Annotated in this window: 26 protein-coding genes; 15 read left to right on the top strand and 11 right to left on the bottom strand. The window is 72.3% G+C overall.

What is annotated here, in order from left to right; translation table 11 throughout:
- Positions 1 to 14 precede the first annotated feature (14 nt).
- The 4 genes from HTV45_RS24625 to HTV45_RS24610 form a co-directional block, all read right to left on the bottom strand.
- Positions 15 to 1088 (bottom strand): acyl-CoA dehydrogenase family protein, encoded by a 1074-nt coding sequence (locus HTV45_RS24625; RefSeq protein ID WP_215208047.1) that lies wholly within the window; start codon positions 1086 to 1088, stop codon positions 15 to 17.
- A complete protein-coding gene (locus HTV45_RS24620) occupies positions 1085 to 2305 on the bottom strand; it encodes an acyl-CoA dehydrogenase family protein (protein ID WP_215208046.1) in 1221 nt (406 codons plus the stop codon). The genes HTV45_RS24625 and HTV45_RS24620 overlap by 4 nt, the downstream gene beginning before the upstream one ends.
- Positions 2302 to 3279, bottom strand: a complete 978-nt coding sequence (locus HTV45_RS24615; protein ID WP_215208045.1) for an NADPH:quinone oxidoreductase family protein — start codon at positions 3277 to 3279, stop codon at positions 2302 to 2304. Before HTV45_RS24615 ends, HTV45_RS24620 begins: the two co-directional genes overlap by 4 nt.
- 129 nt (positions 3280 to 3408) lie before the next feature.
- Positions 3409 to 3984 (bottom strand): helix-turn-helix domain-containing protein, encoded by a 576-nt coding sequence (locus tag HTV45_RS24610; RefSeq protein ID WP_215208044.1) that lies wholly within the window; start codon positions 3982 to 3984, stop codon positions 3409 to 3411.
- 77 nt (positions 3985 to 4061) lie between these two features.
- Here HTV45_RS24610 and HTV45_RS24605 point away from each other — a divergent pair, with 77 nt between their 5' ends.
- From HTV45_RS24605 to HTV45_RS24585, 5 genes are all read left to right on the top strand, one after another.
- A complete protein-coding gene (locus HTV45_RS24605; RefSeq protein ID WP_215208043.1) occupies positions 4062 to 5006 on the top strand; it encodes an NAD(P)/FAD-dependent oxidoreductase in 945 nt (314 codons plus the stop codon).
- A gap of 51 nt (positions 5007 to 5057) precedes the next feature.
- Positions 5058 to 6596, top strand: a complete 1539-nt coding sequence (locus HTV45_RS24600; protein ID WP_215208042.1) for an ATP-dependent DNA ligase — start codon at positions 5058 to 5060, stop codon at positions 6594 to 6596.
- A complete protein-coding gene (locus HTV45_RS24595; RefSeq protein WP_215208041.1) occupies positions 6593 to 7057 on the top strand; it encodes an NUDIX domain-containing protein in 465 nt (154 codons plus the stop codon). The genes HTV45_RS24600 and HTV45_RS24595 overlap by 4 nt, the downstream gene beginning before the upstream one ends.
- A gap of 76 nt (positions 7058 to 7133) precedes the next feature.
- Complete coding sequence (locus tag HTV45_RS24590; protein ID WP_215208040.1) at positions 7134 to 8519, top strand: NADP-dependent succinic semialdehyde dehydrogenase; 1386 nt, start codon at positions 7134 to 7136, stop codon at positions 8517 to 8519.
- 25 nt (positions 8520 to 8544) lie between these two features.
- Positions 8545 to 8781 carry a DUF6213 family protein gene (locus HTV45_RS24585; protein ID WP_004991175.1) on the top strand — a complete coding sequence of 79 codons (237 nt, stop codon included), beginning with the start codon at positions 8545 to 8547 and terminating at the stop codon, positions 8779 to 8781.
- On the opposite strand, the gene HTV45_RS24580 is transcribed toward HTV45_RS24585, so the two are convergent.
- Positions 8778 to 9485, bottom strand: coding sequence for a transcriptional regulator (locus HTV45_RS24580; RefSeq protein ID WP_251692671.1), 708 nt, complete (start codon positions 9483 to 9485; stop codon positions 8778 to 8780). The genes HTV45_RS24585 and HTV45_RS24580 overlap by 4 nt on opposite strands.
- A gap of 120 nt (positions 9486 to 9605) precedes the next feature.
- Positions 9606 to 10832, bottom strand: a complete 1227-nt coding sequence (locus HTV45_RS24575; protein WP_215208039.1) for an acyl-CoA dehydrogenase family protein — start codon at positions 10830 to 10832, stop codon at positions 9606 to 9608.
- A gap of 173 nt (positions 10833 to 11005) precedes the next feature.
- Between HTV45_RS24575 and HTV45_RS24570 the strand changes: the two genes are divergently transcribed.
- Entirely contained in the window at positions 11006 to 11647 is a 642-nt protein-coding gene (locus HTV45_RS24570; RefSeq protein ID WP_215208038.1) for a TetR family transcriptional regulator, read from the top strand.
- A 110-nt stretch (positions 11648 to 11757) separates the two neighbouring features.
- Here the strand turns inward: HTV45_RS24570 and def are convergent, their stop codons facing one another.
- Complete coding sequence (gene def / locus HTV45_RS24565) at positions 11758 to 12303, bottom strand: peptide deformylase (protein ID WP_215208037.1); 546 nt, start codon at positions 12301 to 12303, stop codon at positions 11758 to 11760.
- 146 nt (positions 12304 to 12449) lie between these two features.
- Between def and HTV45_RS24560 the strand changes: the two genes are divergently transcribed.
- The 5 genes from HTV45_RS24560 to HTV45_RS24540 all read left to right on the top strand — a co-directional run bounded on the left by HTV45_RS24560 (position 12450) and on the right by HTV45_RS24540 (position 17137).
- Positions 12450 to 13688, top strand: a complete 1239-nt coding sequence (locus HTV45_RS24560) for a MurT ligase domain-containing protein (protein WP_103544453.1) — start codon at positions 12450 to 12452, stop codon at positions 13686 to 13688.
- A gap of 24 nt (positions 13689 to 13712) precedes the next feature.
- Positions 13713 to 14441, top strand: coding sequence for a type 1 glutamine amidotransferase (locus tag HTV45_RS24555; protein WP_215208036.1), 729 nt, complete (start codon positions 13713 to 13715; stop codon positions 14439 to 14441).
- 198 nt (positions 14442 to 14639) lie between these two features.
- Positions 14640 to 15665 (top strand): 6-phosphofructokinase, encoded by a 1026-nt coding sequence (locus HTV45_RS24550; RefSeq protein ID WP_215208035.1) that lies wholly within the window; start codon positions 14640 to 14642, stop codon positions 15663 to 15665.
- A gap of 144 nt (positions 15666 to 15809) precedes the next feature.
- On the top strand, positions 15810 to 16760 hold the full coding sequence (locus tag HTV45_RS24545) for a cytochrome c oxidase assembly protein (RefSeq protein ID WP_215208034.1): 951 nt from the start codon (positions 15810 to 15812) through the stop codon (positions 16758 to 16760).
- 200 nt (positions 16761 to 16960) lie between these two features.
- Positions 16961 to 17137: a hypothetical protein gene (locus HTV45_RS24540; protein ID WP_215208033.1), complete on the top strand. Its 177-nt coding sequence runs from the start codon at positions 16961 to 16963 to the stop codon at positions 17135 to 17137.
- 22 nt (positions 17138 to 17159) lie between these two features.
- Here HTV45_RS24540 and HTV45_RS24535 read toward each other — a convergent pair whose 3' ends face one another.
- From HTV45_RS24535 to HTV45_RS24520, 4 genes are read right to left on the bottom strand one after another with little or no spacing between them, the layout of a single operon-like run.
- Positions 17160 to 18365, bottom strand: a complete 1206-nt coding sequence (locus HTV45_RS24535) for a sensor histidine kinase (protein ID WP_215208032.1) — start codon at positions 18363 to 18365, stop codon at positions 17160 to 17162.
- The gene (locus HTV45_RS24530) at positions 18362 to 20089 is read right to left on the bottom strand and encodes a cation acetate symporter (protein WP_215208031.1); all 1728 of its coding nucleotides are present in this window, start codon (positions 20087 to 20089) and stop codon (positions 18362 to 18364) included. The genes HTV45_RS24535 and HTV45_RS24530 overlap by 4 nt, the downstream gene beginning before the upstream one ends.
- 22 nt (positions 20090 to 20111) lie before the next feature.
- Positions 20112 to 20471: a hypothetical protein gene (locus tag HTV45_RS24525; protein WP_215208030.1), complete on the bottom strand. Its 360-nt coding sequence runs from the start codon at positions 20469 to 20471 to the stop codon at positions 20112 to 20114.
- A gap of 13 nt (positions 20472 to 20484) precedes the next feature.
- Positions 20485 to 21285, bottom strand: a complete 801-nt coding sequence (locus tag HTV45_RS24520; protein ID WP_215208029.1) for a LytTR family DNA-binding domain-containing protein — start codon at positions 21283 to 21285, stop codon at positions 20485 to 20487.
- A gap of 110 nt (positions 21286 to 21395) precedes the next feature.
- Here HTV45_RS24520 and HTV45_RS24515 point away from each other — a divergent pair, with 110 nt between their 5' ends.
- From HTV45_RS24515 to HTV45_RS24500, 4 genes are all read left to right on the top strand, one after another.
- Positions 21396 to 21908 (top strand): Lrp/AsnC family transcriptional regulator, encoded by a 513-nt coding sequence (locus HTV45_RS24515; protein ID WP_215208028.1) that lies wholly within the window; start codon positions 21396 to 21398, stop codon positions 21906 to 21908.
- A gap of 115 nt (positions 21909 to 22023) precedes the next feature.
- On the top strand, positions 22024 to 22836 hold the full coding sequence (gene ddaH, locus HTV45_RS24510; RefSeq protein WP_215208027.1) for a dimethylargininase: 813 nt from the start codon (positions 22024 to 22026) through the stop codon (positions 22834 to 22836).
- Positions 22833 to 24056, top strand: a complete 1224-nt coding sequence (gene rocD / locus HTV45_RS24505) for an ornithine--oxo-acid transaminase (protein WP_215208026.1) — start codon at positions 22833 to 22835, stop codon at positions 24054 to 24056. Before ddaH ends, rocD begins: the two co-directional genes overlap by 4 nt.
- A gap of 134 nt (positions 24057 to 24190) precedes the next feature.
- Positions 24191 to 26647 carry a SpoIIE family protein phosphatase gene (locus HTV45_RS24500; protein ID WP_215208025.1) on the top strand — a complete coding sequence of 819 codons (2457 nt, stop codon included), beginning with the start codon at positions 24191 to 24193 and terminating at the stop codon, positions 26645 to 26647.
- Positions 26648 to 26675 lie beyond the last annotated feature (28 nt).

Genomic DNA, 26675 nt, shown 5'->3' with positions numbered 1-26675 from the left:
CCTGCGCCGGCCGGTCAGGGGGCCCGCAGGCCGACCAGTTCGGCGAGCGCTTCGCGGTGGGCACCCGCCGTCCCGTAGGCGATCGAGTCGGCCTTGGCCCGCTTGAGATGGAGGTGGACCGGGTGCTCCCAGGTCATACCGATGCCGCCGTGCAGTTGCAGGGCCTCCTCGGCGGCACGGACCGCGACGGGTGCGGCGTAGGCCTGGGCGACGGTGACCGCCACGTCGGCGTCCTCACCGGTCGCGAGCGCGTCGGCGGCGTTGCGGGCGGCCGCGCGCAGGCCGGCCACGTCCAGCCACATCTGGGCGAGCCGGTGCTTGAGTGCCTGGAAACCGCCGACGGGCCGGTTGAACTGCTTGCGGTCCTTCAGATAGCGGACGGTCTCGGTCAGCGACCACTCCGCGAGTCCGAGCTGTTCCGAGGCGAGCAGTGCGGCTCCGGCCCGCAGCGCGCGGCGTACGGCGGGCCCCGCCTCGCCGAGCCGGCGGCCCGGGGCGCCGTCGAGGACGACCGTCGCCACCGGCCGGGTCAGGTCCAGGGACGTCCGGGGGACGACGGTGACGGCGGCGGCGTCGACCGCGTACAGACCGCCGTCGTCGGCGGGCACCAGCAGTACGTCGGCGACGGCCGCGTCCGCGATACCGCTCAGTTCGCCGTGCAGGCCGCCGTCCTGGAACCGTGCGACCTGGTGGGCGCCGCCGGCCGGGACGTTCAGGGCGACGGCGAGCGCGCCGATCACCGTGGCGGACGCGAGCCGGGACAGCAGGTCGTCGGCCCCGCACTCCAGCGCGGCCTCGGTGGCGACGACGGCACTGGTCAGATACGGGACGGGCGCGACCGTCCGCCCCAGTTCCTCGAGGACGACCGCCGCCTCCCGGTGCGTGGCCCCCTGTCCGTCCAGCTCCTCCGGGATCAGCAGGCCCGCGAGACCCATCCCGCCGGCGAGCGCCTTCCACAGCGCGAGGTCGTGCGGGGCGTCCGACTCGGTACGGGCGATCACGCCCGCCGCGTCGCAGTGGTCGGTGAGCAGATCCCGGAGGGCCGCGCGCAGCGCCTCTTCCTCCTCCGAGTACAGAAGGTCACTCATCGGGCCAGATCCTTCCAGGCGACGTCCTTGTCGGTGCGCGGCTCGGCCGGCAGGCCCAGGACGCGCTCGGCGACGATGTTCAGCAGGACCTCGCTGGTCCCGCCCTCGATGCTGTTGCCCTTGGAGCGGAGGTACCGGTAGCCGGCGTCACGTCCGGTGAAGTCGACCAGTTCGGGGCGGCGCATGGTCCAGTCGTCGTACAACAGGCCCTCCTCGCCCCTCAGTTCCACCTCCAGGCCGCTGATCTCCTGGTTGAGGCGGGCGAAGCCCAGCTTCATGCCGGCGCCCTCGGGGCCCGGCTGTCCGGCGGTGAGCTGCTGGCGCAGACGTTCGCCGGTGAGCCGGGCGACCTCGGCGTCGACCCACAGCTTCAGCAGCCGCTGGTGCAGGTCGTGGGTGCGCAGTTCCGGGCGTTCGCGCCAGGTCCTCGAGACCGGGCCGATCATTCCGCCCTCGCGGGGCAGCCGCATGCCGCCGATGGCGACGCGCTCGTTGTTGAGCGTGGTCTGCGCGACCCGCCAGCCGTCGCCGACCTCGCCGAGCCGGTGGGCGTCGGGGATCCGGACGCCGGTGAGGAACACCTCGTTGAACTCGGCCTCACCGGTGATCTGACGCAGCGGCCGCACCTCGACACCGGGGTCGGTCATGTCGCAGACGAAGTAGGTGATGCCCCGGTGTTTGGGCGCGTCGGGGTCGGTGCGGGCGATGAGGATGGCCCAGCGGGCGAGATGCGCGCTGGACGTCCACACCTTCTGCCCGTCGACCCTCCAGTCCCCGCCGTCCTCACGCACGGCGCGGGTGCCGAGCGCCGCCAGATCGGATCCGGCACCCGGCTCGCTGAACAGCTGGCACCAGACCTCCTCCCCGGTCCACAGGGGCCGCAGGAAGCGCCGCTTCTGCTCCTCGGTGCCGTACTGGAGGATCGTCGGCGCCGCCATGCCCAGTCCGATACCGATACGGCGCGGATCGTTGTCCGGGGCTCCGGCGGCCTCCAGTTCGGCGTCCACGACGGCCTGGAGGGAACGCGGGGCGCCGAGGCCGCCGAGGCCTTCGGGGAAGTGCACCCAGGCGAGTCCCGCGTCGAAGCGGGCGCGCAGGAAGTCACGGCGGCCGGTGTCGCCGGGGCTTGCGGGCGAGGGCGGTGCGGGGAGGCTGGCGGGCGGGTGCGCGGCAAGCAGCTCCCGGGTACGGCGGCGCAGCTCGGCGGCGTCGGTCATGCGTCGGCTCCGTTCTCCAGCGAGGGCAGCACGGCGACGCGTCCGGTGGTGACACCGTCGGCGACCCGCTGTACGGCGTCGGCGGCCGCGGTGAGCGGGACGCGCTCACTGACCAGCGGCTTGACAGCGCCCCGTGCGGCGAGGTCGGTGAGCTGTTCGTGGCACTGCCGGACCAGCTCGGGCTTCCTGGTGTTGTACAGGCCCCAGTGCAGGCCGAGGATCGCGTAGTTCTTGACGAGGGCGTGGTTCAGGGCGGGACTCGGGATCGTTCCGCTCGCGAAGCCGACCACGACGATCCGGCCCTCGAAGGCGACGGTCTTGGCGGACTGGGCGTAGGCCTGTCCGCCGACGGGGTCGTAGATCACGTCGGCGCCCCGCCCGCCGGTGGCCTCCTTCACGGCGGCCACGACATCCTGCTCACGCCGGTCGATCACGACGTCGCAGCCCAGTTCGCGGGCGACGGCCGTCTTTCCGGCCCCGCCGACCACACCGATGACGGTGGCACCCGCCGCCTTGCCGAGTTGCACGGCCGCGCTGCCGACGCCGCCGGCGGCGGCGTGGACGAGCAGCGTCTCGCCGGCCCGCAGGGCCGCCCGGCGGTGCAGACCGAACCAGCCGGTCTGGTAGCCGATGTGCAGGGCCGCCGCCTCGGCGTCGTCCAGCGCCTCCGGAGCGGGCAGCAGCGTTGCGGCGTCCGCGACCGCGTACTCGGCGAAACCGCCGTGCGGCAGCGCGGGGTTGGCGATCACCCGGCGACCGTCCTCGGTCTCGCCGCAGATCTCGACGCCGGGGGTGAACGGCAGCGGGGGCCTGACCTGGTAGTGGCCCCGGCACATCAGCGCGTCCGGGAAGTTGATGTTGGCGGCGCGCACCTTCAGCAGGACCTGCCCCGCGCCGGGCGCGGGCCGCTCGGCGTCCGCCAGGCGCATCACCTCGCCCGGCTCGCCGAGCTCGTGTACTTGCCATGCCTGCATGCGGGGCCTCCACGGGGCTGTGAACGTCGTGTTCGCCTGACCGGGTCCACCGCATACTAAGCGGTCGCTTGCCCATCAGGGAACCGTCTCGTCCGTCACGCCCGGCGAGCCCTGCGGTCAGCCCTGCGGTCAGCCCTGCCTGGGCCGCGCCCGTACGTGCATCCGCTCCCCCTGCGGACCGAACAGACTGAGGAACTCCACGGGCCCCTCCCCGGTCGACCCGAACCAGTGCGGCACCCGTGTGTCGAACTCCGCCGCCTCCCCCGCCGCCAGCACCACATCGTGCTCACCGAGCACCAGCCGCAACCTCCCGGACATCACATACAGCCACTCGTAACCCTCGTGCGTGCGCGGTTCCGGTTCCAGCCGCCGCTTCGGTTCGAGCACCTTGTAGGCCTGGAGCCCGCCGGGCTGGCGGGTGAGCGGCCAGTGGGTACGGCCGTACCGCACGATCGGCTCGGACGCGCGGATGCGCGGATCGCCGACCGGCGGCGCGCCCACCAGTTCGTCCAGCGGGACCTGATGGGCCTGCGCGATCGGCAGCAGCAGCTCCAGACTGGGTCTGCGCAGCCCGGACTCCAGCCGCGAGAGGGTGCTCACGGATATGCCGGTCGCCTCCGACAGCGCCGCGAGAGTCACCTCCCGGTCCTTCCTGATCCGCCGCAGCCGGGGGCCCACATCCGCGAGAACTTCGTCCGTCGTCACCCTCCTATTGCAGGATCGGCAAAGTTGTTTGTCAATACCGCACCGGTTCGGCGACTGTGGCCGTGGAGGTGGTCACGATGAACACAACGGACCGCAGCGAGATCTACGACGTGGTCGTCGTCGGCGGTGGAGCGGCAGGGCTCTCCGCCGCCCTGGTACTGGGCCGGGCCCGGCAGCGGGCGCTGGTCGTCGACGCGGGCGAGCCGCGCAACGCGCCGTCGCCGCACATGCAGGGGTATCTGACCCGGGACGGAATGTCACCGGCCGAGTTCCTGGCGCTGGGCCGGGAGGAGATCGACCGCTACGGCGTCGAACTGGTCCGGGACCGGGTCTCGGACGTGACCAGGGACGGGGACTTCACCGTCGCACTCGGGGCGGGAGGGGCCGTGCGCGCCCGGCGGCTGATCGTCGCCACCGGGCTGAAGGACGAACTGCCGGACGTCCCCGGGGTCGCCGAGCGCTTCGGGAAGGACGTACTGCACTGCCCGTTCTGCCACGGCTGGGAGGTGCGCGACGAGCCCTTCGGAGTGCTCGCGGCGAGCGCGATGAGTGTGCACCAGGCGCTGATGGTGTCCCAGTGGTCGAAGGACGTCACTCTCTTCCTGCACCGGGTCGCCGAGGCCGAGCTGACCGACCAGGACCTGCGGCGGCTGGCCGCCGCCGGGGTCGGCGTGGTGCCCGGTGAGGTCGCCGGGCTGTTGGTGGAGGACGACCGGCTCGCCGGGGTCCGGCTGGCCGACGGCACCACGCACGCACGCTCCGTGCTCTTCACCGCGCCCCGTCCGCTGCCGCAGACGGGTCTGCTGGAGCGTCTTGGCGCCGAGATGAACGAGACCCCGTTCGGCGCGTACCCGGTCGTCGACCCGACCGGCCTGACCACGGTGCCCGGGGTCTGGGCCGCGGGCAACGCGATCGGCTTCGCCGAGCAGGTCGTGCACGCGGCGAGCGGCGGCTACCGCGCCGCGTCCGCGATCGTCGGCGACCTGCTGATGAGCCGCCTGGACGCCGCGGTGGACGGATAGGGACCGAACGGCCGGGGTGTGGAGCGCCCTCCTCCGTAGCACCATGGCTGCATGCTGCTGTCCCGGCTGGCCCGTGTGTCCCAGGAGGTCGCCGCCACCTCGGCGCGGTCCCGGAAGATCGCCCTGCTCGCCGAGCTGTTCCGGGAGGCGGCGGCGGACGACGTGCCGGTCGTCATCCCCTATCTGGCGGGCCGGCTGCCACAGGGGCGCATCGGCGTCGGCTGGAAGGTACTGAGCCGTCCGGTCGCGCCGGCCGCCGAGCCGTCCCTGACCGTGCGCGAGGTCGACGCCCTGCTCACCACGCTGGGCGAGGTGTCCGGTCCGGGCTCGCAGGGCGAGCGGGCCCGGCTGGTGGGTGAGCTGCTCGGCGCGGCCACCGAGGACGAGCAGCGGTTCCTGTCCGGGCTGCTCACCGGCGAGGTCCGCCAGGGGGCCCTGGACGCGGTCGCGGTGGAGGGACTGGCACGGGCGACGGGGGCCGCGTCGGCCGATGTGCGGCGGGCGGTGATGCTGGCCGGTTCGCTGCAGTCGGTGGCCGAGGCGCTGCTCGCGGACGGCCCCGGGGCGCTGGAGCGGTTCCGTCTCACCGTCGGGCGCCCGGTGCTGCCGATGCTGGCGCACAGCGCCTCCTCGGTCGCCGAGGCGGTCGCGAAGCTGGGGCCCTGCGCGGTCGAGGAGAAGCTCGACGGCATCCGGGTCCAGGTCCACCGCGACGGCGACACCGTGCGCGTGCACACCCGCACCCTCGACGACATCACCGGCCGGCTGCCGGAAGTGACGGCGGCGGCCCGGGAGTTGCGGGGCGAGCGGTTCATCCTGGACGGGGAGGTCATCTCCTTCGGCGGCGACGGGCGCCCCCGCTCGTTCCAGGAGACCGCCGGACGGGTCGGCTCCCGGGTGGACGTCGCCACTGCGGCCCGGGAGGTGCCCGTCTCCCCCGTCTTCTTCGACGCGCTCTCCGTCGACGGCCGTGACCTGCTGGACCTGCCGTTCTCCGAGCGGCACGCGGAACTGGCCCGGCTGGTCCCGGAACCGATGCGGGTGCGGCGCACCGTGGTGTCCGGCCCCGGGGACCTGGACGCGGCGGAACGGTTCCTGGCCGAGACGCTCGAGCGCGGCCACGAGGGCGTCGTGGCCAAAGGGCTGGACGCCCCCTACAGCGCGGGCCGGCGGGGCGCGTCCTGGCTGAAGGTCAAGCCCGTGCACACGCTCGACCTGGTGGTGCTGGCCGCCGAGTGGGGCCACGGCCGCCGCACCGGCAAGCTCTCCAATCTGCACCTGGGCGCGCGTACCGCCGACGGCGGCTTCGCCATGCTCGGCAAGACGTTCAAGGGCATGACCGACGCGGTGCTGGAGTGGCAGACCGAGCGGCTGCGGGAGCTGGCGGTCGGCGAGAGCGGCTACGTCGTGACGGTGCGCCCCGAGCTCGTCGTGGAGATCGCCTACGACGGCCTCCAGCGCTCCACCCGGTACCCGGCCGGTATCACCCTCCGCTTCGCCCGTGTGATCCGCTACCGCGAGGACAAGCGCCCCGAGGAGGCGGACACCGTGGAGGCCCTGTTCGCCGCGCACCCCGGGGTACGGCCGTGAAGGGCTCCCGGAGCGCCGGCCTGTTGTTGTTCCGGCACACCCCTCAGGGTCTCGAGGTACTGCTCGGTCATATGGGCGGCCCGTTCTTCCGGAAGCGGGACACCGGGGCGTGGACCGTGCCGAAGGGCGAGTACGACCCCGGGGAGCCGGCCCGGGAGGCGGCGCGCCGCGAGTTCCGGGAGGAGCTGGGGCTCCCGCCGCCGGACGGGGAGACCGTACCGCTCGGGGAGGTGCGGCAGGCCGGCGGGAAGACCGTGACGGCCTGGGCGGTCGAGGCCGACCTCGATCCGGCGGCGGTGGTCCCCGGCACCTTCGAGATGGAGTGGCCGCCGAGGTCGGGGCGGATGCGGGAGTTCCCGGAACTGGACCGGGTCGCCTGGTTCACCCTGGACCGGGCCCGGAAAGTGATCGTCTCCGCGCAGGCCGCGTTTCTCGACCGCCTGGCGGAGCACTCGTCCTGAGGAACCTCCCGCGTTGCGCCGCCCACCGCCGCGCGGGAAGGTCGGAAGGCACAGCGCGTCCCCAGGGAGGTCAGCGATGCACATCGCCACGGTGAATCCGGCGAACGGCGAGACCGTCAAGACGTACCACCCCATGGACGAGGAGGAGCTGGAACGCCGGCTCCGGCTCGCGGAGGCGACGTTCCGCACGTACCGGACGACGACGTTCGACGAGCGTGCCCGCCTGCTGCACCGGGCCGCCGAGATCCTCGACGAGGACCAGGGGACCGTCGGCCGGATGATCACCACGGAGATGGGCAAGCCGGTCCGGCAGGCCCGCGCGGAGGCCGCGAAGTGCGCCAAGGCGATGCACTGGTACGCCGACCACGCGGCGGAGCTCCTCGCCGACGAGGAGCCGGCCGCGGACGACGTGAAGGACTCCGGCGCCTCCCGGGTCCTGGTGCGCTACCGGCCGCTGGGCCCGGTGCTCGCCGTGATGCCGTGGAACTTCCCGCTGTGGCAGGTGGTGCGGTTCGCCGCGCCCGCGCTGATGGCGGGCAACGTGGGACTGCTGAAGCATGCCTCGAACGTGCCGCAGACGGCCCTGTATCTGGAGGACCTCTTCCACCGCGCGGGCTTCACCGAGGGCTGCTTCCAGACCCTGCTCATCGGCTCGGCCGCGGTCGACGACCTCCTGCGGGACGAACGGGTCAAGGCGGCCACGCTCACCGGGAGCGAGCCCGCGGGCCGCGCGGTCGCCTCCACCGCCGCGGAAATGATCAAGAAGACGGTGCTGGAACTGGGGGGCAGCGACCCCTACGTGGTGATGCCCTCCGCCGACCTGGACCGGGCCGCGGAGGTCGCGGTCACCGCGCGGACGCAGAACACCGGGCAGTCCTGCATCGCCGCCAAGCGGTTCATCGTGCACACCGACGTCTACGACGCCTTCGCCGAACGCTTCACCGCTGGCATGAAGGCGCTGAAGGTCGGCGACCCGATGGACGAGGACACGGATGTCGGGCCGCTCTCCAGCGAACGGGGCCGCGACGATCTGGAGGAACTGGTCGACGACGCCGTACGGGGCGGTGCCACCGTACTGTGCGGCGGCGAGCGCCCCGAAGGTCCCGGCTGGTTCTACCCGCCGACGGTCCTGGCCGGTATCGGCCGGGAGATGCGCATCCACCGGGAGGAGGCCTTCGGACCGGTCGCCACGCTGTACCGGGCGGCGGACCTGGACGAGGCGGTCCTGATCGCGAACGACACCGACTTCGGGCTCAGCTCCAATGTCTGGACCCGCGACGAGGCCGAGGTCGACCGCTTCGTCCGGGACCTCGAGGCGGGCAGTGTGTACGTGAACGGCATGACGGCGTCCCACCCGGCGTTCCCGTTCGGCGGAGTGAAGCGGTCCGGGTACGGACGTGAGCTGTCCGGGCACGGAATCCGCGAGTTCTGCAACATCACCACGGTTTGGCAGGGTGCGTGATGTCCGCGCGGCTACGATCCCGACTGTGAACCGCGAAGTGACTCTGCCTCTGATCGTCGACGACCGCGGGACCTTGCAGGTGGCCGCCGCCGATGTCAGCAAACTGCTGCGTACGGTGGGCGGGCGGTGGGTGCGGCTGGTCGAGGCGGGGGAGGACGGGCTCGACGAGGACACGGTCGCGGCGCTGACCATCGAGCTTGCGAAGCTTGCCGATCGGATCGACGTGGCGTGCATCGCCCACAGCAGCGGGGGCGCCCCTTAGGGCCGGGTGCGGGCCCGTTGTGGTTGGTCGCGCGGTTCCCCGCGCCCCTGACCGTGTTCCCCGAGCGTTGCCCAGAACATCGCCTCGTACGTCTGAAGCACCTGGGCATACGCGTGTGCGCGGTTCTCGTCGAGGCGTCCCTCGTCCAGGGCGGTCCGCACTGCTTCCGTGGCGGCCTCGTCCAGAGCCGGGGCCGGCTCGGCGAAGAAGTCGAAGAAGGCACAGGCGTCGTCGGCGAAGCCGTAGCGGGTGCGCAGGGCCTCGGCGATCGTGGCGCAGTAGCCGCCCCAGGCCGAGAAGTTGACGGTCAGGGCGAGGACGGCGTCGGCGGGCTCAGCGTTGAGGGCCAGCCAGGCGACGTACGCGGGGTAGGCCTGACAGCCCGTCCGGGGCTCGTACGCGGCGGCCCGCGCTTCGCCCACACCGCATGCGGCCGTGAACGTCTCCAGGTGTTCCGCCGCCAGGGCCTCGCCCTCGGCCAGGGCGGCGAAGTACGCGGCCGAGAGCGGGGCGGCCCGCTCCGCCAGGTGCAGGAAGGCGCGGCGGTCCGCCGGGATCACCCAGCGCTGTTCCAGGGCGAGTGCGGTCAGGACGGCCCGGTCGGCCTCGCCGCGGGCGATCAGCGGGACCACCGGGTTGGACCGCGGGTCCGGGGCCAGTTCCCTGGTGGCCGTCTCCAGCAGTTCCCGGGCCGTGGGTCTCATCGCGTCCTCCGTCGCGTCGGTCACACAGAAGCGTTGCCCGGGGAGGCGGCACGGGCAACCCGGCGTGCACGGGTCACCCGGCGGTGCTTCCGCACCGCCGGGCGTCCGGGTGGCCGGCCTTCAGCGGATGGGCATGCCCGACAGGGTGCGGGCGATCACCAGGCGCTGGATCTCGCTGGTGCCCTCGAAGATCGTGTAGATCGCGGCGTCGCGGTGCATCCGCTCGACCGGGTACTCACGCGTGTAGCCGTTGCCGCCGAGGATCTGGATCGCCTGGCCGGTGACCTTCTTGGCCGTCTCGCTGGCGAACAGCTTGGACATCGAGCCCTCGGCCGCCGTGAACTGCTTGCCGTTGACCGCCATCCAGGAGGCGCGCCACACCAGGAGGCGGGCGGCGTCGATCTGTGTGCGCATGTCGGCGAGCTGGAAGGCGACACCCTGGTTGTCGATGATCGGGCGGCCGAACTGCTCACGCGTGGTGGCGTACTCGAGGGCGACCTCGTAGGCCGCGCGGGCGGTACCGACCGCCATGGCTCCGACCGCGGGGCGGGACGCCTCGAAGGTGGCCATGGCGGCGTTCTTGACGCGCTCACCACCCTTCCTGGCCTTCTCCCGGGCACGGGCGAGGCGCTCGTCCAGCTTCTCCTTGCCGCCGAGCAGACAGGAGCCGGGAACACGCACGTTGTCCAGGATGACCTCGGCGGTGTGCGAGGCCCGGATGCCGTGCTTCTTGAACTTCTGGCCCTGGGAGCAGCCCGGGGTGCCCGGCGGGATGATGAAGGAGGCGTGGCCCTTGGAGCCGAGGTCCGCGTCGACGACCGCGACCACGACGTGGACGTTGGCGATGCCGCCGTTGGTGGCCCAGGTCTTGGTTCCGTTGATCACCCACTCGTCCTTGGCCTCGTCGTACACCGCGCGGGTGCGCATCGAGGCCACGTCGGAGCCCGCGTCGGGCTCGGAGGAGCAGAACGCGGCGACCTTGACGTCATTGGCATCGCCGTACATCTGGGGGATCCAGGTGCCGATCTGTTCCTCGGTGCCGTTGGCGAGGACGCCGACCGCGGCGAGACCGGTGCCGACGATCGACAGGGCGATGCCCGCGTCGCCCCAGAACAGCTCCTCCATCGCCATGGGGATGCCGAGGCCGGTCACGTCGAAGTACTGCTGGGCGTAGAAGTCCAGGGAGTAGATGCCGACCTTGGCGGCCTCCTGGATGACCGGCCAGGGAGTCTCCTCACGCTCGTCCCATTCGGCGGCCGCGGGGCGGATCACGTCGGCGGCGAAGCCGTGCAGCCAGTCGCGGACCTCCTTCTGTTCGTCGTTGAGCTCCATGGTGAACTCGGCCATGACCCCTCCAGCTGCAGCGCATGCGCGTGTTACTTACGGTAACACCGAGTCTGTTACCGGTCGGTAGGGAAAGTCAACTCCCCAGGACCGGCCGGTATCCCGTTCGATGACCACAGGACCTTCAGTGTTAGTTTGCGCAGGCGTCACCGAACCAGCACGGGTGGGGAGAGCTCATGGACACCACACAGCGGACCGATCAGCAGCGGTCCGCCGACCGACGACGGCGCGAGCTGTTGGAGGCCGCCGACCGGGTGGTGCTGCGCGACGGCCCGGGGGCCTCGATGAACGCCATCGCCGCCGAGGCCGGCATCACCAAGCCCATCCTCTACCGGCACTTCGGCGACAAGGGAGGACTGTACGCGGCTCTGGCCACCCGGCACACCGACGCGCTGCTGGATTCGCTGCGGGCCGCCCTGGACGCCCCCGCGGAGCGGCGCGAGCGGGTCGAGGCCACGCTGGACACCTATCTGTCGGCGATCGAGGCGCGGCCCCAGGTGTACCGGTTCCTGATGCATCCGGCGGAGGGGACGCCGGGCGACCAGGGCTTCGACGTCGGCAAGCACTCGGCGCCACTGCTGCGGCGGATGGGCGAGGAACTGGCCCAGGTGATCGGGGAGCGGCTGGACATGGGGCCGGGCAGCCAGCAGCTGGCCCGGGTGTGGGGACACGGCATCGTCGGCATGATGCACGCGGCCGGTGACTGGTGGCTCGGCGAACGTCCCTGCTCCCGGGCGGAGTTGGTGGGCAGCCTGGCGGACCTGCTGTGGGGGCGGCTGGCGGCGGCCGGCGACAAGGCCGGCGGCCCGGGCTTCTGACCCACCGCCCCGCACGCCACCGCGGCCCCGGGCGGCATCGAGGACGCACCGTCGCGGGGCCCCCGTCCACCGGGCGCACGGACGCCCCTCCGACGCCCGGCGCCGGGGTCTCAGCCCTGCCGGTTCCAGGAGGCCCGGCCGGCCCGGCGCATGAGTCTGCGGTGGCGCCATCCGGCCAGACGGTCGGCGTAGATCCGGCCCTCGAGGTGGTCGTACTCGTGTTGCAGGCAGCGGGCGAAGAAGCCTGTGCCGTGGACGGTGACCGGTTCTCCGGTCACCGTGAAACCCTCGACGACGGCGTGGTCGTACCGCTCTGTCCCCGCCTCCAGACCGGGCAGTGACAGACAGCCCTCCGGGCCGCGCACCACCACTCCGTCCGTCTCGACCAGCCGCGGGTTCACCAGATGCCCCCGGTGCCGGACGTCCTCGTCGTCCGGGCAGTCGTAGACGAACACCCTCAGCGGCTCGCCGACCTGGTTGGCCGCCAGGCCCACCCCCTGGGCCGCGTACATCGTCGCGAACAAGTCCTCCACCAGGCGGGCGAGTTCCGGACCGAAGCCGGCCGCCTCCCGGCAGGGCGCGTGCAGCACCGGGTCGCCGAGCAGGGTGAGGGGCCGAACGCGTCCCTGGACGCCGGGGATGGAGCCGTGTCGCATGGCGGCAAGGGTACGGTCCTCCCAGCAATGCCCGTCTCACAACGGTGCCGCGGTTCTGGAGTGCGAACGGACCTCGATAGGCTGAGGTCTCACCACGTGGCCGTCAGGCACAGACGCGGCGCGTACGCAAGGAGGATCGAGAACTGATGGCAGGCAACTCGGACCCGCTCTCGCCGCGGGCCAAGCTGGCCGTGACCGCGGGCAAGGCGGTCGCGGCGGCCTCCCGCGCCGCCGGACGAGGCAGCGGCTCGGTGATCGGCGGCCGGGTGGCACTCAAACTGGACCCCGATCTCCTCGCCCGGCTCGCGCAGAACCTGGACTGTGTCCTGGTCTCGGCGACCAACGGCAAGACCACGACGACCAGGCTCATCGCCGAGGCACTGCGCGCCGCGGGACCGGTCGTGTCCAACGCGCTCGGCGCCAACATGCCGGCCGGCATCACCTCGGCGCTCGCGGGCGGCTCGGAGTCGAAGTTCGGCGTGATCGAGGTCGACGAGAAGTACCTGGCCGGTGTGGCCCGGGACACCGACCCGAAGTGCATCGCCCTGCTCAACCTCTCCCGCGACCAGCTCGACCGCGCCGCCGAGACCCGGATGCTCGCGGAGAACTGGCGCGAGGGACTGGCCGGCTCCAAGGCCGTCATCGTCGCCAACGCCGACGACCCGCTGGTGGTGTGGGCCGCGTCCTCCTCCCCCAACGTGATCTGGGTCGCCGCCGGCCAGATGTGGAAGGACGACGCCTGGTCCTGCCCGTCCTGCGGCGGTGTGATGCAGCGCCCGGGCGACGACTGGTTCTGCGGCGAGTGCGGATTCCGCCGGCCGACCCCGAGCTGGGCGCTCTCCGGCGACCACGTCCTCGACCCGCACGGCTCCGCCTGGCCGATCCACCTCCAGTTGCCGGGCCGCGCCAACAAGGCCAACGCCGCGTCCTCCGCGGCCGTCGCCGCCGTCTTCGGGGTGCCGCCGCAGGTCGCCCTGGAGCGCATGTACCAGGTGCAGGCGGTGGCCGGCCGCTATGACGTGGTCCAGTTCGAGGGCCGTGATCTGCGCCTGCTGCTCGCCAAGAACCCCGCGGGCTGGCTGGAGACGTTCTCGCTGATCGACCCGCCGCCGACTCCGGTGATCCTCTCGGTGAACGCGCGCGGCGCCGACGGCACCGACACCTCCTGGCTGTGGGACGTCGACTACACGCGGCTGACCGGCCACCCGATCTGCGTCGTCGGCGACCGGAAGCTGGACCTCGCGGTGCGGCTGGAGGTCGCGAACCAGCAGTTCCAGGTCTGCGAGAACCTCGACCAGGCGGTGCAGCTCTGCCCGCCGGGCCGGATCGAGGTCATCGCCAACTACACCGCGTTCCAGGACCTGCGCCGCCGCGTCGGCAACTGACCACGACACCTCAGGGGACTTGAAGTGAGTGACAACCAGCTGCGGGTCGTCTGGATCTATCCGGACCTGCTCAGCACCTACGGCGACCAGGGCAACGCCCTCGTCGTCGAGCGCCGGGCGCGCCAGCGCGGCCTGGACGTGGCGCGACTCGACGTGCGCAGCGACCAGCCCATCCCGACCTCCGGCGACATCTATCTGATCGGCGGCGGCGAGGACCGTCCGCAGCGGCTGGCCGCCGAGCGGCTGCGCCGGGACGGCGGACTCCACCGCGCGGTGGAGAACGGCGCGATCGTCTTCTCGGTGTGCGCCGGCTACCAGATCCTCGGCCACGAGTTCATCAACGACCTCGGCCAGCGCGAGCCCGGTCTCGGTCTGCTCGACGTGGTCTCGGTGCGCGGCGAGGGCGACCGGTGCGTGGGCGACGTGCTGGGGGACATCAACCCGCAGCTGGGACTGCCCCCGCTGACCGGGTTCGAGAACCACCAGGGCGTCACCCATCTGGGTCCCTCGGCGCGCCCGCTCGCCCAGGTGCGCTTCGGCAACGGCAACGGCACCGGGGACGGCACCGAGGGCGCGTTCAACGGCACCGTCTTCGGCACGTACATGCACGGCCCCGTACTCGCCCGCAACCCGCAGATCGCCGACCTGCTGCTGAAGCTGGCGCTGGACGTCAACGCGCTGCCGCCGACGGACGACCGCTGGTACGAGGCCCTGCGGGGCGAGCGGATCGCGGCGGCCCAGCAGCCCGCGTGAGGCGTCCGCGCGCCCGTGGCCACCGGGCGTCGGACGGGTCCGGGCGGCCCGTCTGACGCCTGCTCCGCACAGGTGAGCGGGGTCGTCCAGCAGGCGGACGCCGGATGCGGCCGGGCCCCTCGGAGCCGCTAGGGTGGCGGGGATCGAGCCGGACAGCGCGGTCCGGTCCGGCCCACATCGAGAAGGTTGTTTCGGGCTATGCGCATTGGTGTCCTCACGTCCGGCGGCGACTGCCCCGGTCTGAACGCCGTCATCCGGTCCGTCGTGCACCGTGCCGTCGTCGACCACGGCGACGAGGTCATCGGCTTCCGCGACGGGTGGAAGGGCCTGCTGGAGGCCGACTACCTCAAGCTCGACCTCGACGCGGTGAGCGGCATCCTCACCCGCGGCGGCACCGTCCTCGGCTCCTCGCGGGTACGCCCCGAGCACCTGCGGGACGGTGTGGAGCGGGCCCGGGGACACGTCCGGGAGCTGGGCCTCGACGCGATCATCCCGATCGGCGGTGAGGGCACCCTGAAGGCGGCCCGGCTGCTGTCCGACAACGGCCTGCCGATAGTCGGTGTGCCGAAGACCATCGACAACGACATCGCCGGCACCGACGTCACGTTCGGCTTCGACACGGCCGTCGGGGTGGCGACCGAGGCCCTCGACCGGCTGAAGACCACCGCCGAGTCCCATCAGCGGGTGCTGATCGTGGAGGTCATGGGCCGGCACACGGGCTGGATCGCACTGCACTCGGGCATGGCGGCGGGCGCGCACGCCGTCGTCGTACCGGAGCGGCCCTTCGACATCGACGAGCTGACCGCGAAGGTCGGCGAGCGGTTCTCGGCCGGCAAGCGGTTCGCGATCGTGGTCGCGGCGGAGGGCGCCAAGCCGAGGCCCGGCACGATGGACTTCGACGAGGGCGGCAAGGACGTCTACGGGCATGAGCGGTTCGCCGGGATCGCCCGGCAGCTCTCCCTCGAGCTGGAGGAACGGCTCGGCAAGGAGGCGCGGCCGGTGATCCTCGGGCATGTACAGCGTGGCGGGACGCCCACCGCGTACGACCGGGTGCTGGCGACCCGGTTCGGATGGCACGCGGTGGAGGCGGTGCACCGGGGGGAGTTCGGCCGGCTGACCGCGCTGCGGGGCACGGACATCGTGACGGTGCCTCTCGCGGAGGCGGTGGAGACGCTGAAGACGGTGCCGGACTCGCGGTACGCGGAGGCGCAGTGCGTGCTGTGAGTGCGCGGCGCCGATAAGGGCTCGGCTGGGTTCGCTGCGGACCGCGGGGCGTACGACCGACCCCGGTCACCGGTGTGGCCGGGGTCGGTCGTACTCTGAGCGCGGACGGATCGGGTACAACCTGCACGAAAAGGGAGCCGGCGGATGGATCACAGCGGGCACGGCATGACGATGGATCTGCCGCCGTTCACGCTGGGACGGGGGCTCGCCTGGTCGGCCGACCCGTTCTTCCTCGTCGCGTGTCTGCTGGGACTGGCGCTGTACGGCTACGGAGTGGTGCGGCTGGTGCGGCGCGGTGACAAGTGGCCGGTGGGGCGGACCGTCGCGTTCGGCACCGGCGTGCTGAGCATCGGGCTGATGATGTGCACGGCGCTGAACGACTACGGCATGGTCATGTTCAGCGTGCACATGGTCCAGCACATGATGATCAGCATGGTGTCCCCGATTCTGATCCTGCTCGGCGCCCCGATCACCCTGGCCCTGCGCGCGCTGCCGCCGGCCGGGCGGGGCCGCAAGGGGCCGCGTGAACTGCTGCTGATGCTGCTGCACAGCCATTACATGCGGATCGTCACCCATCCCGTGTTCACCATCCCGCTGTTCATCGCCAGCCTGTACGGCCTGTATTTCACACCTCTGTTCGACTTCCTGATGGGCTCCCAGGTGGGCCACATCGCGATGATGGTGCACTTCCTCGCCGTGGGCCTGGTCTTCTTCTGGCCGATCATGGGCGTGGACCCGGGTCCGCACCGCCCCGGCCACCTGATGCGCATGCTGGAATTGTTCGCGGGCATGCCGTTCCACGCCTTCTTCGGCATCGCGCTGATGATGGCGTCGACACCGATGATCACGACCTTCGACAACCCGCCCGGCTCGCTCGGCATCGACGCGCTGTCCGACCAGAACGCGGCCGGCGGCATCGCCTGGGCGTTCAGCGAGGTTCCCTCCGTACTGGTCCTGATCGCACTGCTGTTCCAGTGGTACGCCTCGGACCAGCGGCAGGCGAAGCGACAGGACCGTGCCGCCGAGCGGGACGGGGACAGGGAGCTCCAGGCGTACAACGCCTATCTCGCCTCTCTGAACACCCCCGGGCGCTAGAGGTCGCCCCGTCCCCCGCGACCGCTCCCGGGGCGGTTGCCCCGCCGGCCGGGGCGGGGCGTCACGGAACCCCCGGCGGACACGGACCGTGGCGATGGCGATGCTCCGCGTGACGACGGGGTCGCCTGTGACCGCGTACGCCCTAAAAGCGCGGAACGGGGGCACCATGGAGACAGCCGAACCATGAGGAGGGTGTTGCGATGCCCAGTACCACGAACGGTTCCACGTCGACGAAGACCATGGGAGCACTCACCGTAGGCGCGCTGGTCGCCGTGACCGCGTACACGGTGGCGCTCGGCAGCAACGGCTGGCTGTGGTTCGGCTGGGTCGTCCTGGGCCTGATCACCTTGGGAATGGTGGCCACCCGCAGCGCCTGAGCCGTGCCCGGGGCGGCCGGCCTCATTTCGGGGACAGCCGACCCGCCAGGTGCACACCCGGCTGGTACTTCGGCAGCCGGACGGTGATCTTCATGCCCGCCCCCACGGCCGTCTCGATGACGAGCCCGTGGTCGTCGCCGTACACCTGGCGGAGCCGGTCGTCGACGTTGGACAGTCCGATTCCGCCGGTGGGGCTGACCTCGCGGGCGAGGATCCGGCGGAGCAGGACGGGGTCCATGCCGGCGCCGTCGTCCTCGATGACGACGAGAGCCTCGGCGCCGGCGTCCTGTGCGGTGATCTGGATGTGGCACCGGTCGGCCTTGCCCTCCAGCCCGTGCTTGACGGCGTTCTCCACGAGCGGCTGGAGACAGAGGAAGGGCAGCGCGACCGGCAGCACCTCGGGGGCGATCTGCAGGGTGACGGAGAGGCGGTCGCCGAAGCGGGCCCGGACCAGTGCCAGGTAGTGGTCGATGGCGTGGAGCTCGTCGGCCAGGGTGGTGAAGTCGCCGTGCCGGCGGAACGAGTAGCGGGTGAAGTCGGCGAACTCGAGCAGCAGCTCCCGGGCACGCTCCGGATCGGTGCGCACGAACGAGGCGATCACGGCCAGCGAGTTGAAGATGAAGTGCGGGGAGATCTGCGCCCGCAGCGCCCTGATCTCGGCCTCGATGAGACGGGTGCGGGACTGGTCGAGGTCGGCGAGTTCCAGCTGGACGGAGACCCAGCGGGCGACCTCCCCGGCGGCCCGGACCAGGACGGCGGACTCGCGGGGCGCGCAGGCGACGAGGGCGCCGAGCACCCGGTCGTCGACGGTGAGCGGGGCGACGACCGCCCAGCGCACCGAGCAGTCGGGGGTGTCACAGGTGAGCGGGAATGCCTCGCCCCGGCCGGTGTCGAGGGGGCCGGTGAGGCGTTCCATGATCTCGGTGCGGTGGTGGGCGCCGGCGCCGTCCCAGGCGAGCACCTGATCGCGGTCGGTGAGGCACAGCGCGTCCGTGCCCAGCAGTGAGCGCAGCTTGCGGGCGGATCGTCCGGCGGTCTCCTCGGTCAGTCCCGCCCGGAGCGGGGGTGTGGCCAGTGAGGCGGTGTGCAGGGTCTCGAAGGTGGCGTGCTCGACGGGGGTGCCGAGCCCGACGAGGCTGGTGGGCCGGGCGGTGCGCCGGCCCAGCCAGAATCCGGCGGCCAGCAGGGGCAGGACGGCGACGAGCAGACCGGCGAGGAAACCACTCACGCCGACACCTCCGTGCGCCGTTCCTCCGAGCGCAGTTCCTCCGGGAGGTGGAAGCGGGCCAGCACCGCCGCCGTGCCTGGAGGTACGCGGCCGGGGGTGGCCAGGGACACCAGGACCATGGTGAGGAAGCCCAGCGGCACCGACCACAGCGCGGGCCAGGCGAGCAGGGCGTGCCAGGGACCCTCGCCCGGGTAGCCGGTCATGGTCGCGGCGACGGCGAGGAAGGCGGAACCGCCGCCCACCAGCATCCCGGCGGCGGCGCCCGGCGGGGTCAGCCGGCGCCACCAGATGCCGAGGACGAGCAGCGGACAGAACGAGGAGGCCGAGACCGCGAAGGCGAGACCCACCGCGTCGGCCACCGGAAGACCGCCGACCAGGACGCTCGCCCCGAGCGGTACGGCCATCGCGAACACGGTGCCGAGCCGGAAGTGCCGGACACCGCGGGAGGGCAGCACGTCCTGCGTGAGGACCCCGGCGACGGCCATGGTGAGCCCGGAGGCCGTCGAGAGGAACGCGGCGAAGGCGCCCCCGGCGACCAGCGCGCCCAGGAGGTCGCCGCCCACTCCCCCGATCATCCGGCCGGGCAGCAGCAGCACGGCGGCGTCCGCGCTCCCGGTGAGGGTCAGCTCGGGGGCGTACAGCCGGCCCAGGGCGCCGTAGACCGGCGGCAGCAGGTAGAAGGCGCCGATCAGGCCGAGGACGGCGACGGTGGTGCGGCGGGCGGCCACTCCGTGCGGACTGGTGTAGAAGCGGACGACCACGTGGGGCAGGCCCATGGTGCCGAAGAAGGTGGCGAGAATCAGCCCGTACGTGGCGTACAGGGGGCGTTTCTCGCGGGATTCGGCGCGGGAGGGCGAGAGGGCGTCGTCGGCGCCGCGGCCGGCGGCGGGGACCTCGGCGCCCCGGGCGAAGGTGAGCCGTGTGCCGCCGTCGATGCGGTGGGTGCCGGCGGACAGGCCGACCTCGGTGCCGTCGTGGTCCCGGCCGTCCACGGTGCCCTCCACGGTCACGGTGAGGGGCCGGGCGAGCCTCAGGTCGAGGGTGTCCTCGATGCGGACCGTCCGCTGTTCGCGGAAGGCGGCGGGCTCGTCGAAGGCGTGGCTGGGCGCGCCGTCGCTCTGCCAGGCGAGGATGAGGAAGAGGGCGGGGACGAGCAGGGCGGTGAGTTTCAGCCAGTACTGGAAGGCCTGGACGAAGGTGATGCTGCGCATGCCGCCGGCGGCGACGATGACGGTCACCACGACGGCGACGATGACCCCGCCGAGCCAGTCGGGCGCGCCGGTGAGGACGGTCAGGGTGAGCCCGGCGCCCTGGAGCTGGGGCAGCAGGTACAGCCAGCCGACCCCGACGACGAAGGCTCCGGCGAGCCGCCGCACCGTCTGCGAGGCGAGCCGGGCCTCGGCGAAGTCGGGCAGCGTGTAGGCGCCGGAGCGGCGCAGCGGGGCGGCGACGAACAGCAGCAGCACCAGATAGCCGGCGGTGTAGCCGACCGGGTACCAGAGCATGTCGGGCCCCTGGACCAGGACCAGGCCCGCGATGCCGAGGAAGGAGGCGGCGGAGAGGTACTCACCGCTGATGGCGGCGGCGTTGAGGCGGGGGCCGACGGTGCGGGAGGCGACGTAGAAGTCGGACGTGGTGCGGGATATGCGCAGGCCGAAGGCGCCGACGAGGACCGTCGAGAGGACGACGAGCGCGACGGCGGTGACGGCGTAGGTGTAGTTCACGGCGCTGGTGGTCCCCGGGTCCCTAGCGGTCCTCGACGAGGCGCACGAAGTCGCGTTCGTTGCGTTCGGCGCGGCGTACGTACCAGCGGGCGAGCAGGACCAGCGGGGGGTACAGCCCGAAGCCGAGTATCGCCCACTCCAGGCGGCGGGCGTCGGGGGCGACCGCGAAGACCAGCGGGAGCGGGCCGATGAGCAGGGCGAGGACGGCGAAGACGGTGAGGCCGGCGCGCAGCTGGATACGCATCAGGGAGCGGACGTAGGTGTGTCCGAGGGTGGTCTGCTCGTCGATCTCGGTGCGCGGCCGGTAGTAGCCGGAGGTCCGGCGGGCGCGCCGGGGCGGGCCGGTGACGACCACCCGGCGTTCGGTCGGGTCCTGGGCCATGCGTGTGCTTCCCCTAGCTCGTGGTCCGGCGCATCAGCAGGTCCCGCAGTTCGCGCGCGTGCCGTCTGCTGACCTGGAGTTCCTCGGAGCCGATCCGGACGCTCACGGTACCGGCGTCGAGCCGGAGTTCGCCGATGTGCCGCAGGGCGGCCAGATGGCGGCGGTGGATGCGCACGAAGCCCCGGGAGCGCCAGCGTTCCTCCAGGGTGGACAGCGGAATCCGGACGAGATGGCTGCCGCGGTCGGTGTGCAGCCGGGCGTAGTCGCCCTGGGCCTCGACATGGGTGATGTCGTCGACGGCGACGAAGCGGGTGACGCCGCCGAGCTCGACGGCTATGTGGTCCGGGTCGGGCTCGTGCACGGGGATGCGCGGGGTGGTGTCGCGATGGGTGGTGTCGCGCGGTGCCGCGTCCCGCCGGGTGGTGTCGCGCTGCGCGGCGGCGCGGCGGACGGCTTCCGCCAGCCGTTCCTTGCGGACGGGTTTGAGTATGTAGTCGACGGCCTTGAGATCGAAGGCCTGGACGGCGAAGTCCTCGTGGGCGGTGACGAACACGATGAGCGGCGGCCGGGCGAAGCCACCGAGCAGCCGGGCCAGGTCGAGGCCGTCGAGTCCGGGCATCTGGATGTCGAGGAAGACGACGTCGATGGCCTCGGGCCCGTCGGGGCCCGATTCCAGGGCGCGGTTGATGCGGCGCAGCGCCTCGGTGGCGTCGCCCGCGCCCTCGGCACTGCCGATGCGCGGGTCCGCGTTCAGCAGGTACAGCAGCTCCTCCAGCGAGGGGCGTTCGTCGTCGACGGCGAGGGCGCGCAGCATGAAGGTGGAGTGTAGGGGTGTTTCGCCCGTGTGCACACGTGCCGGACAAGGGCGTCGACGGCCGGACGCGGTGCGCGGGGCGGCCGGCCGCCGCTGGATACAGTGCCCGCATGAGCAGCAGGCCCACGCCGTTCGACGAGCTCGACCGGAAGATCGTCACGGCTCTGATGGCGAACGCCAGGACGTCCTTCGCGGAGATCGGCGCGGCCGTCGGGCTGTCGTCGACGGCGGTCAAGCGCCGGGTGGACCGGCTGCGCGAGACCGGGGTGATCACCGGGTTCACGGCGACGGTCCGGCCGGCGGCGCTGGGCTGGCGCACGGAGGCCTATGTCGAGGTGTACTGCGAGGGGGCGGCACCGCCCCGGCGGCTGGCGGAGGTGGTGCGCAACCATCCGGAGATCGCCGCGGCGATGACGGTGACCGGAGGCGCGGACGCGCTGCTGCACGTACGGGCCCGGGACGTGGAGCACTTCGAGGAGGTGCTGGAACGGATCCGCCAGGAGCCGTTCATCCGCAAGACGATCAGTGTGATGGTGCTGTCCCATCTGCTTCCGGACAGTCCCGAGGCGGGAGTGAGCCAGCCCGCGCCGGACGGCGCAGCAGACGTGCGCCGGGCGATGTGAACACGCAGTGATCCTGCGTGGGCGCGCAGCTCTTGTTCCTTGTCGTCCGTCCCCGTGGGTTCCTACCGTGGAAGCACCCCCAGTCGGCACCGCGTGGAAGCGGAGGAACCCCTCTGTGCCCGGATCCCGTGTGGCGAGCCGGCGGCGCTACCTCGTCTGCGAACCCAGACATTTCGCCGTCCGGTACGCGATCAACCCCTGGATGCGTCCCGACCGTCCCGTCGACGTCTCCCTCGCCCGGCGTCAATGGCGGACGCTGGTCGACACCTACCGCGACCACGGTCATACCGTGGAGACCGTGAAGCCCGAGCCCGGACTGCCCGACATGGTGTTCGCCGCGAACGCGGCGGTCGTCGTGGAGGGCCGTGTCCTCGGCTCCCGCTACCTCGCCCCCCAGCGGCGCCCGGAGTCGGTGCCGTACGAGGCCTGGTTCAAGGCCCAGGGCTTCGACGTCCAGCACCCGGAGTCGGTGTGCGAGGGCGAGGGCGACCTGGTGCCCGCGGGGCCCTGGATCCTCGCCGGTACCGGGTTCCGCACCACCCGGGAGGCGCATCGCGAGGCGCAGGAGTTCTTCGGCGTGCCGGTGATCGGTCTGACGCTGGTGGATCCGTACTTCTACCACCTGGACACGGCGCTGTTCGTGCTGGACGAGCGGAACATCGCGTACTTCCCTGAGGCGTTCTCGCCGGGCAGCCGCGAGGTACTCGCCCGGCTGTATCCGGACGCGGTGCTCGCCACGCGCGAGGACGCGATGGCGTTCGGTCTGAACTCCGTCTCCGACGGACGCCATGTGTTCGTCTCGCCGGGAGCCGCGCACCTCGCCGGGCTGCTCGCCGACCGCGGTTACGTTCCCGTCCCCGTCGACCTGTCCGAGTTCCACAAGGCGGGCGGGGGCATCAAGTGCTGCACTCAGGAGATCCGCTCATGACCTCTGTCGTCCCCGCGCGTACGTCCGCCGAGCTGATCGGCGCGGAGGAACCGGTCCTCGCGCACAACTACCATCCACTGCCCGTGGTCGTCTCCCGTGCGGAAGGCACCTGGGTGGAGGACGTGGAGGGCCGGCGGTATCTCGACATGCTGGCCGGCTACTCGGCGCTGAACTTCGGCCACCGCCACCCCGCGCTGGTCGAGGCCGCGCACCGCCAGCTGGACCGGCTCACGCTGACGTCGCGGGCCTTCCACAACGACCGGCTCGCGGAGTTCGCGCAGCGGCTGGCGGCGCTGACCGGGCTGGACATGGTGCTGCCGATGAACACCGGCGCGGAGGCCGTGGAGAGCGCCGTGAAGGTGGCGCGCAAATGGGCCTACGACGTGAAGGGCGTCCCGGACGGCCGGGCGACGATCGTGGTGGCGGCGGACAACTTCCACGGCCGTACGACGACGATCGTGAGCTTCTCGACGGACGAGACCGCGCGCTCCGGGTTCGGGCCGTTCACCCCGGGCTTCCGGGTGGTCCCGTACAACGATCTGGCGGCGCTGGAGGAAGCGGTCGACGAGACGACCGCGGGGGTGCTGATCGAGCCCGTCCAGGGCGAGGCCGGGGTGATCATTCCGGACGACGGCTATCTCGCCGGGGTGCGGGAGCTGACCCGTCGCGAGGGATGCCTGTTCATCGCGGACGAGATCCAGTCGGGCCTCGGCCGCACCGGGCGGACGCTCGCCGTGGAGCACGAGGCGGTCGTCCCCGACATGGTCCTGCTCGGCAAGGCGCTGGGCGGCGGCATCGTCCCGGTCTCGGCGGTGGTGGCCCGGCGTGAGGTGCTCCAGGTACTGCACCCCGGTGAGCACGGGTCGACGTTCGGCGGCAATCCGCTGGCCGCGGCGGTCGGCACGGCCGTGGTGGAACTGCTGGAGACGGGTGAGTTCCAGCGCCGGGCCGCGGAACTGGGCGAGGTGCTGCGCGAGGGTCTGCGGGCGCTGACCGGCAGGGGGATCGTCGGCTTCCGCAGCCGTGGTCTGTGGGCGGGCGTGGACGTCGACCCGGCGCTCGGTACCGGCCGCGAGGTCAGCGAGCGCCTGATGCGGGAGGGCGTCCTGGTCAAGGACACCCATGGCTCCACCATCCGGCTGGCCCCGCCGCTGACCATCACGGCGGGGGAGCTCCGGGGCGCCCTCGGCACCCTGGAGAAGGTACTCGGCGACGCCTGAACCGCCCCGCCGTCCTCCGCCGCCCCGGTGGGGGACGGCACCGCCCCGGCTCCTCCGGGAGCCACCGCCCGGCTCCAAGGGTGAAGATGGGGACAAGAGGTGGTAGACCACTGTCAGCGACAGAGAGGTCGGCCGTGGGCGGACGCAAGGAGCAGGACGGCACCCGGCAGGGGTTCGACGTGGCCGACGCGGCTCCCCTGTTGCTCGATCCGCACGGCATGGTGTCGGGCTGGACCGCTCACGCCGAACGGCTGCTGGGGTACCGCCCGGCCGAGGTGGTGGGCCGGAAGTTCGGGGAACTGCTGACCCCCGACGACGCCGAGCGGGTGCCGGACACGGTCGAGCGGTGCCGGTCCGACGGGGACTGGGCGGGGCTGATGACCGCCCTGCACCGGGACGGGCGCCGGATCCCGGTGATGGTGCGGCTCACCCGGGCCGTGGAGCCCGAGGGCGGCACGTCCCTGCTGGTCCTGCTCTCCGAGCTGGCCGGCTCCGCCGGCTGGGACATGAGCCGCTCCCTGCTGGAGCAGATGGTCGCCCGGACCCCGATCGGCATCGCGATCGTCGACACGGACCTGCGCTACGTGTGGTCCAACGCGGCGCTGGAGCAGTTCGGCGGCGGCCCGGCCGAGCGGCGGCTGGGACTGCGGATCGGCGACGTCCAGCCTGGTCTGGACGCCGACCCCGTGGAGGCGCAGATGCGCCACACGCTCGAGACCGGCGAACAGGTGATCGGTTACGAGCACGTCGGCCGTGTGCGGTCGGCACCTCTGCGGGAGACCGCGCACATGCTGTCGTTCACCCGCCTCGACGACGACCGGGGCAGCCCGATGGGCGTGTACTACACGGTCGTGGACATCACGGAGCGTCACCGTGCCCGTCAGCGGCTCGCCCTGCTCGACCGGGCCGGTCAGTACATCGGCCGCACACTGGACATCATGAACACGGCGCAGGAGCTGGCCGACGTCGCCGTGCCGGGGCTCGCGGACTTCGTGACCGTGGACCTGCTGGAGACGGTGCTGAGGGGCGCCGAGCTGCCGTCGGGCCCGCTCGGTGATGCGGAGCGGGTGCCCCTGCGCCGAGCGGGGCACCGCTCACGGTACGAGGACCTGCCGCGGACGGTCATGGAGACCGGTGCGGTCGTGAGCTACCTGGCGGATTCACCGCCCGCACGCTGTCTGACCACGGGCCGGTCCTGGCGTCAGGAGCAGCTCGACCCGCTGGCCCTGGAGTGGGCCACGGGTGCGCCGGGCGACCGGGAGTCCACCTTCCTGGAGCTGGGACTGCAGAGCGTGATGATCGTCCCGATCCGGGCGCGGGGCGTCACGCTGGGCGTCACCACGTTCTTCCGCCGCCGTCGCGAGGACCCCTTCGACACCGGCGACCTCGCACTGGCCGAGGACCTCGTGTCCCGTGCCGCCGTCAGTGTGGACAACGCCCGGCGCTACACCCGGGAGCGGGACGCCGCGCTGGTCCTCCAGCGCAGTCTGCTTCCCCGCAGGCTGCCGGAGCAGGACGCCGTGGAGGTCTCGGCGTGCTACCGCCCGGCCGACGAGCTGACCGGTCTGGGCGGCGACTGGTACGACTTGATCCTGCTCTCGGGCGCCCGCGTCGCCCTGGTCGTCGGCGAGGTGCCGGGACACGGCATCGACGCCGCCGCGGCCATGGGGCGGCTGCGCACGGCCGTACGGACGCTGGCCGCGATCGATCTGCCGCCCGAGGAGGTGCTCGCCCACCTGGACGACCTCGCCTCCCGTTCGGCGCGGGACGGCGGCGAGGGGGAGCCCGGGGCCGACGCTCCCGGACGGTCCCTCGGTTCCGGCTGTCTCTACGTGGTCTACGACCCGGTGGGCGGCCAGTGCACGATGGCCGCCGCCGGGCACCCCGCGCCGGCGGTGGTGGCACCGGACGGCACGGTCACCTTCGTGGATCTGCCGCAGGGCCCGGCGCTGGGTGTGGGCGGCCAGCCGTTCGAGGCGGTGGAGCTGAACCTGGCCGAGGGCAGCACCCTCGCCCTGCACACGGACGGTCTGCTGGCCGGTGAGGGCCCCCGGTCCGGCGGCACGGGCCGCGAACGGCTGCGGCAGGCGCTCGCCGGGGCCCCGACGGCGCTCGGCCCGAGCTGCCGGGCCGTCATCGACGCGCTGGTGCCGGCCCGCCCCGACGACGATGTCGCTCTCCTGATGGCGCGTACCAAGCGTCTCGCCCCGGAACAGGTCGCGGTCCATGACCTGCCCGCTGATCCGGCCGTGGTGGCCGAGGCCCGGCGGACCGCCACCCGGCAGCTGACCCGCTGGGGGCTGGAGGAGCTGGTGCTCACCACGGAGCTGATCGTCAGCGAACTGGTCACCAACGCCATCCGGCACGCCTCGGGCCCCGTCCGGCTGCGGCTGATCCACGAGCGCGCGCTGGTGTGCGAGGTGCGCGACGGCGGCGCCACCGCACCCCATCTGCGCCATCCGCGCGCGATGGACGAGGGTGGGCGCGGACTGCTGCTGGTCTCCCAGCTTGCGCAGCGGTGGGGCACCAGGTTCGTTCCCGAGGGGAAGATCATCTGGGCGGAGCAGTCCCTGACCCCGCCCCCGGAGTGATCCGGGGGCGGCGGCCGGGGTGCCGCGT

Origin of the sequence: Streptomyces sp. CHD11 (genome assembly GCF_018638295.1) — a bacterium.
Classification (GTDB): domain Bacteria; phylum Actinomycetota; class Actinomycetes; order Streptomycetales; family Streptomycetaceae; genus Streptomyces.
Note: the sequence above shows the minus strand (reverse complement) of the source record. Positions and strands in the feature narration are given on the sequence as shown.

Excerpts from the sequence above, each read along its gene's own strand:
- HTV45_RS24620 (WP_215208046.1), bottom strand. The coding sequence starts at position 2,305 with ATGACCGACGCCGCCGAGCTGCGCCGCCGTACCCGGGAGCTGCTTGCC.
- HTV45_RS24605 (WP_215208043.1), top strand. The coding sequence starts at position 4,062 with ATGAACACAACGGACCGCAGCGAGATCTACGACGTGGTCGTCGTCGGC.
- HTV45_RS24545 (WP_215208034.1), top strand. The coding sequence starts at position 15,810 with ATGGATCACAGCGGGCACGGCATGACGATGGATCTGCCGCCGTTCACG.
- HTV45_RS24540 (WP_215208033.1), top strand. The coding sequence starts at position 16,961 with ATGCCCAGTACCACGAACGGTTCCACGTCGACGAAGACCATGGGAGCA.
- HTV45_RS24560 (WP_103544453.1), top strand. The coding sequence starts at position 12,450 with ATGGCAGGCAACTCGGACCCGCTCTCGCCGCGGGCCAAGCTGGCCGTG.
- HTV45_RS24570 (WP_215208038.1), top strand. The coding sequence starts at position 11,006 with ATGGACACCACACAGCGGACCGATCAGCAGCGGTCCGCCGACCGACGA.
- HTV45_RS24580 (WP_251692671.1), bottom strand. The coding sequence starts at position 9,485 with ATGAGACCCACGGCCCGGGAACTGCTGGAGACGGCCACCAGGGAACTG.
- HTV45_RS24625 (WP_215208047.1), bottom strand. The coding sequence starts at position 1,088 with ATGAGTGACCTTCTGTACTCGGAGGAGGAAGAGGCGCTGCGCGCGGCC.
- HTV45_RS24525 (WP_215208030.1), bottom strand. The coding sequence starts at position 20,471 with ATGGCCCAGGACCCGACCGAACGCCGGGTGGTCGTCACCGGCCCGCCC.
- HTV45_RS24590 (WP_215208040.1), top strand. The coding sequence starts at position 7,134 with ATGCACATCGCCACGGTGAATCCGGCGAACGGCGAGACCGTCAAGACG.
- HTV45_RS24520 (WP_215208029.1), bottom strand. The coding sequence starts at position 21,285 with ATGCTGCGCGCCCTCGCCGTCGACGACGAACGCCCCTCGCTGGAGGAG.
- HTV45_RS24615 (WP_215208045.1), bottom strand. The coding sequence starts at position 3,279 with ATGCAGGCATGGCAAGTACACGAGCTCGGCGAGCCGGGCGAGGTGATG.
- HTV45_RS24515 (WP_215208028.1), top strand. The coding sequence starts at position 21,396 with ATGAGCAGCAGGCCCACGCCGTTCGACGAGCTCGACCGGAAGATCGTC.
- HTV45_RS24575 (WP_215208039.1), bottom strand. The coding sequence starts at position 10,832 with ATGGCCGAGTTCACCATGGAGCTCAACGACGAACAGAAGGAGGTCCGC.
- def (WP_215208037.1), bottom strand. The coding sequence starts at position 12,303 with ATGCGACACGGCTCCATCCCCGGCGTCCAGGGACGCGTTCGGCCCCTC.
- HTV45_RS24600 (WP_215208042.1), top strand. The coding sequence starts at position 5,058 with ATGCTGCTGTCCCGGCTGGCCCGTGTGTCCCAGGAGGTCGCCGCCACC.
- HTV45_RS24550 (WP_215208035.1), top strand. The coding sequence starts at position 14,640 with ATGCGCATTGGTGTCCTCACGTCCGGCGGCGACTGCCCCGGTCTGAAC.
- rocD (WP_215208026.1), top strand. The coding sequence starts at position 22,833 with ATGACCTCTGTCGTCCCCGCGCGTACGTCCGCCGAGCTGATCGGCGCG.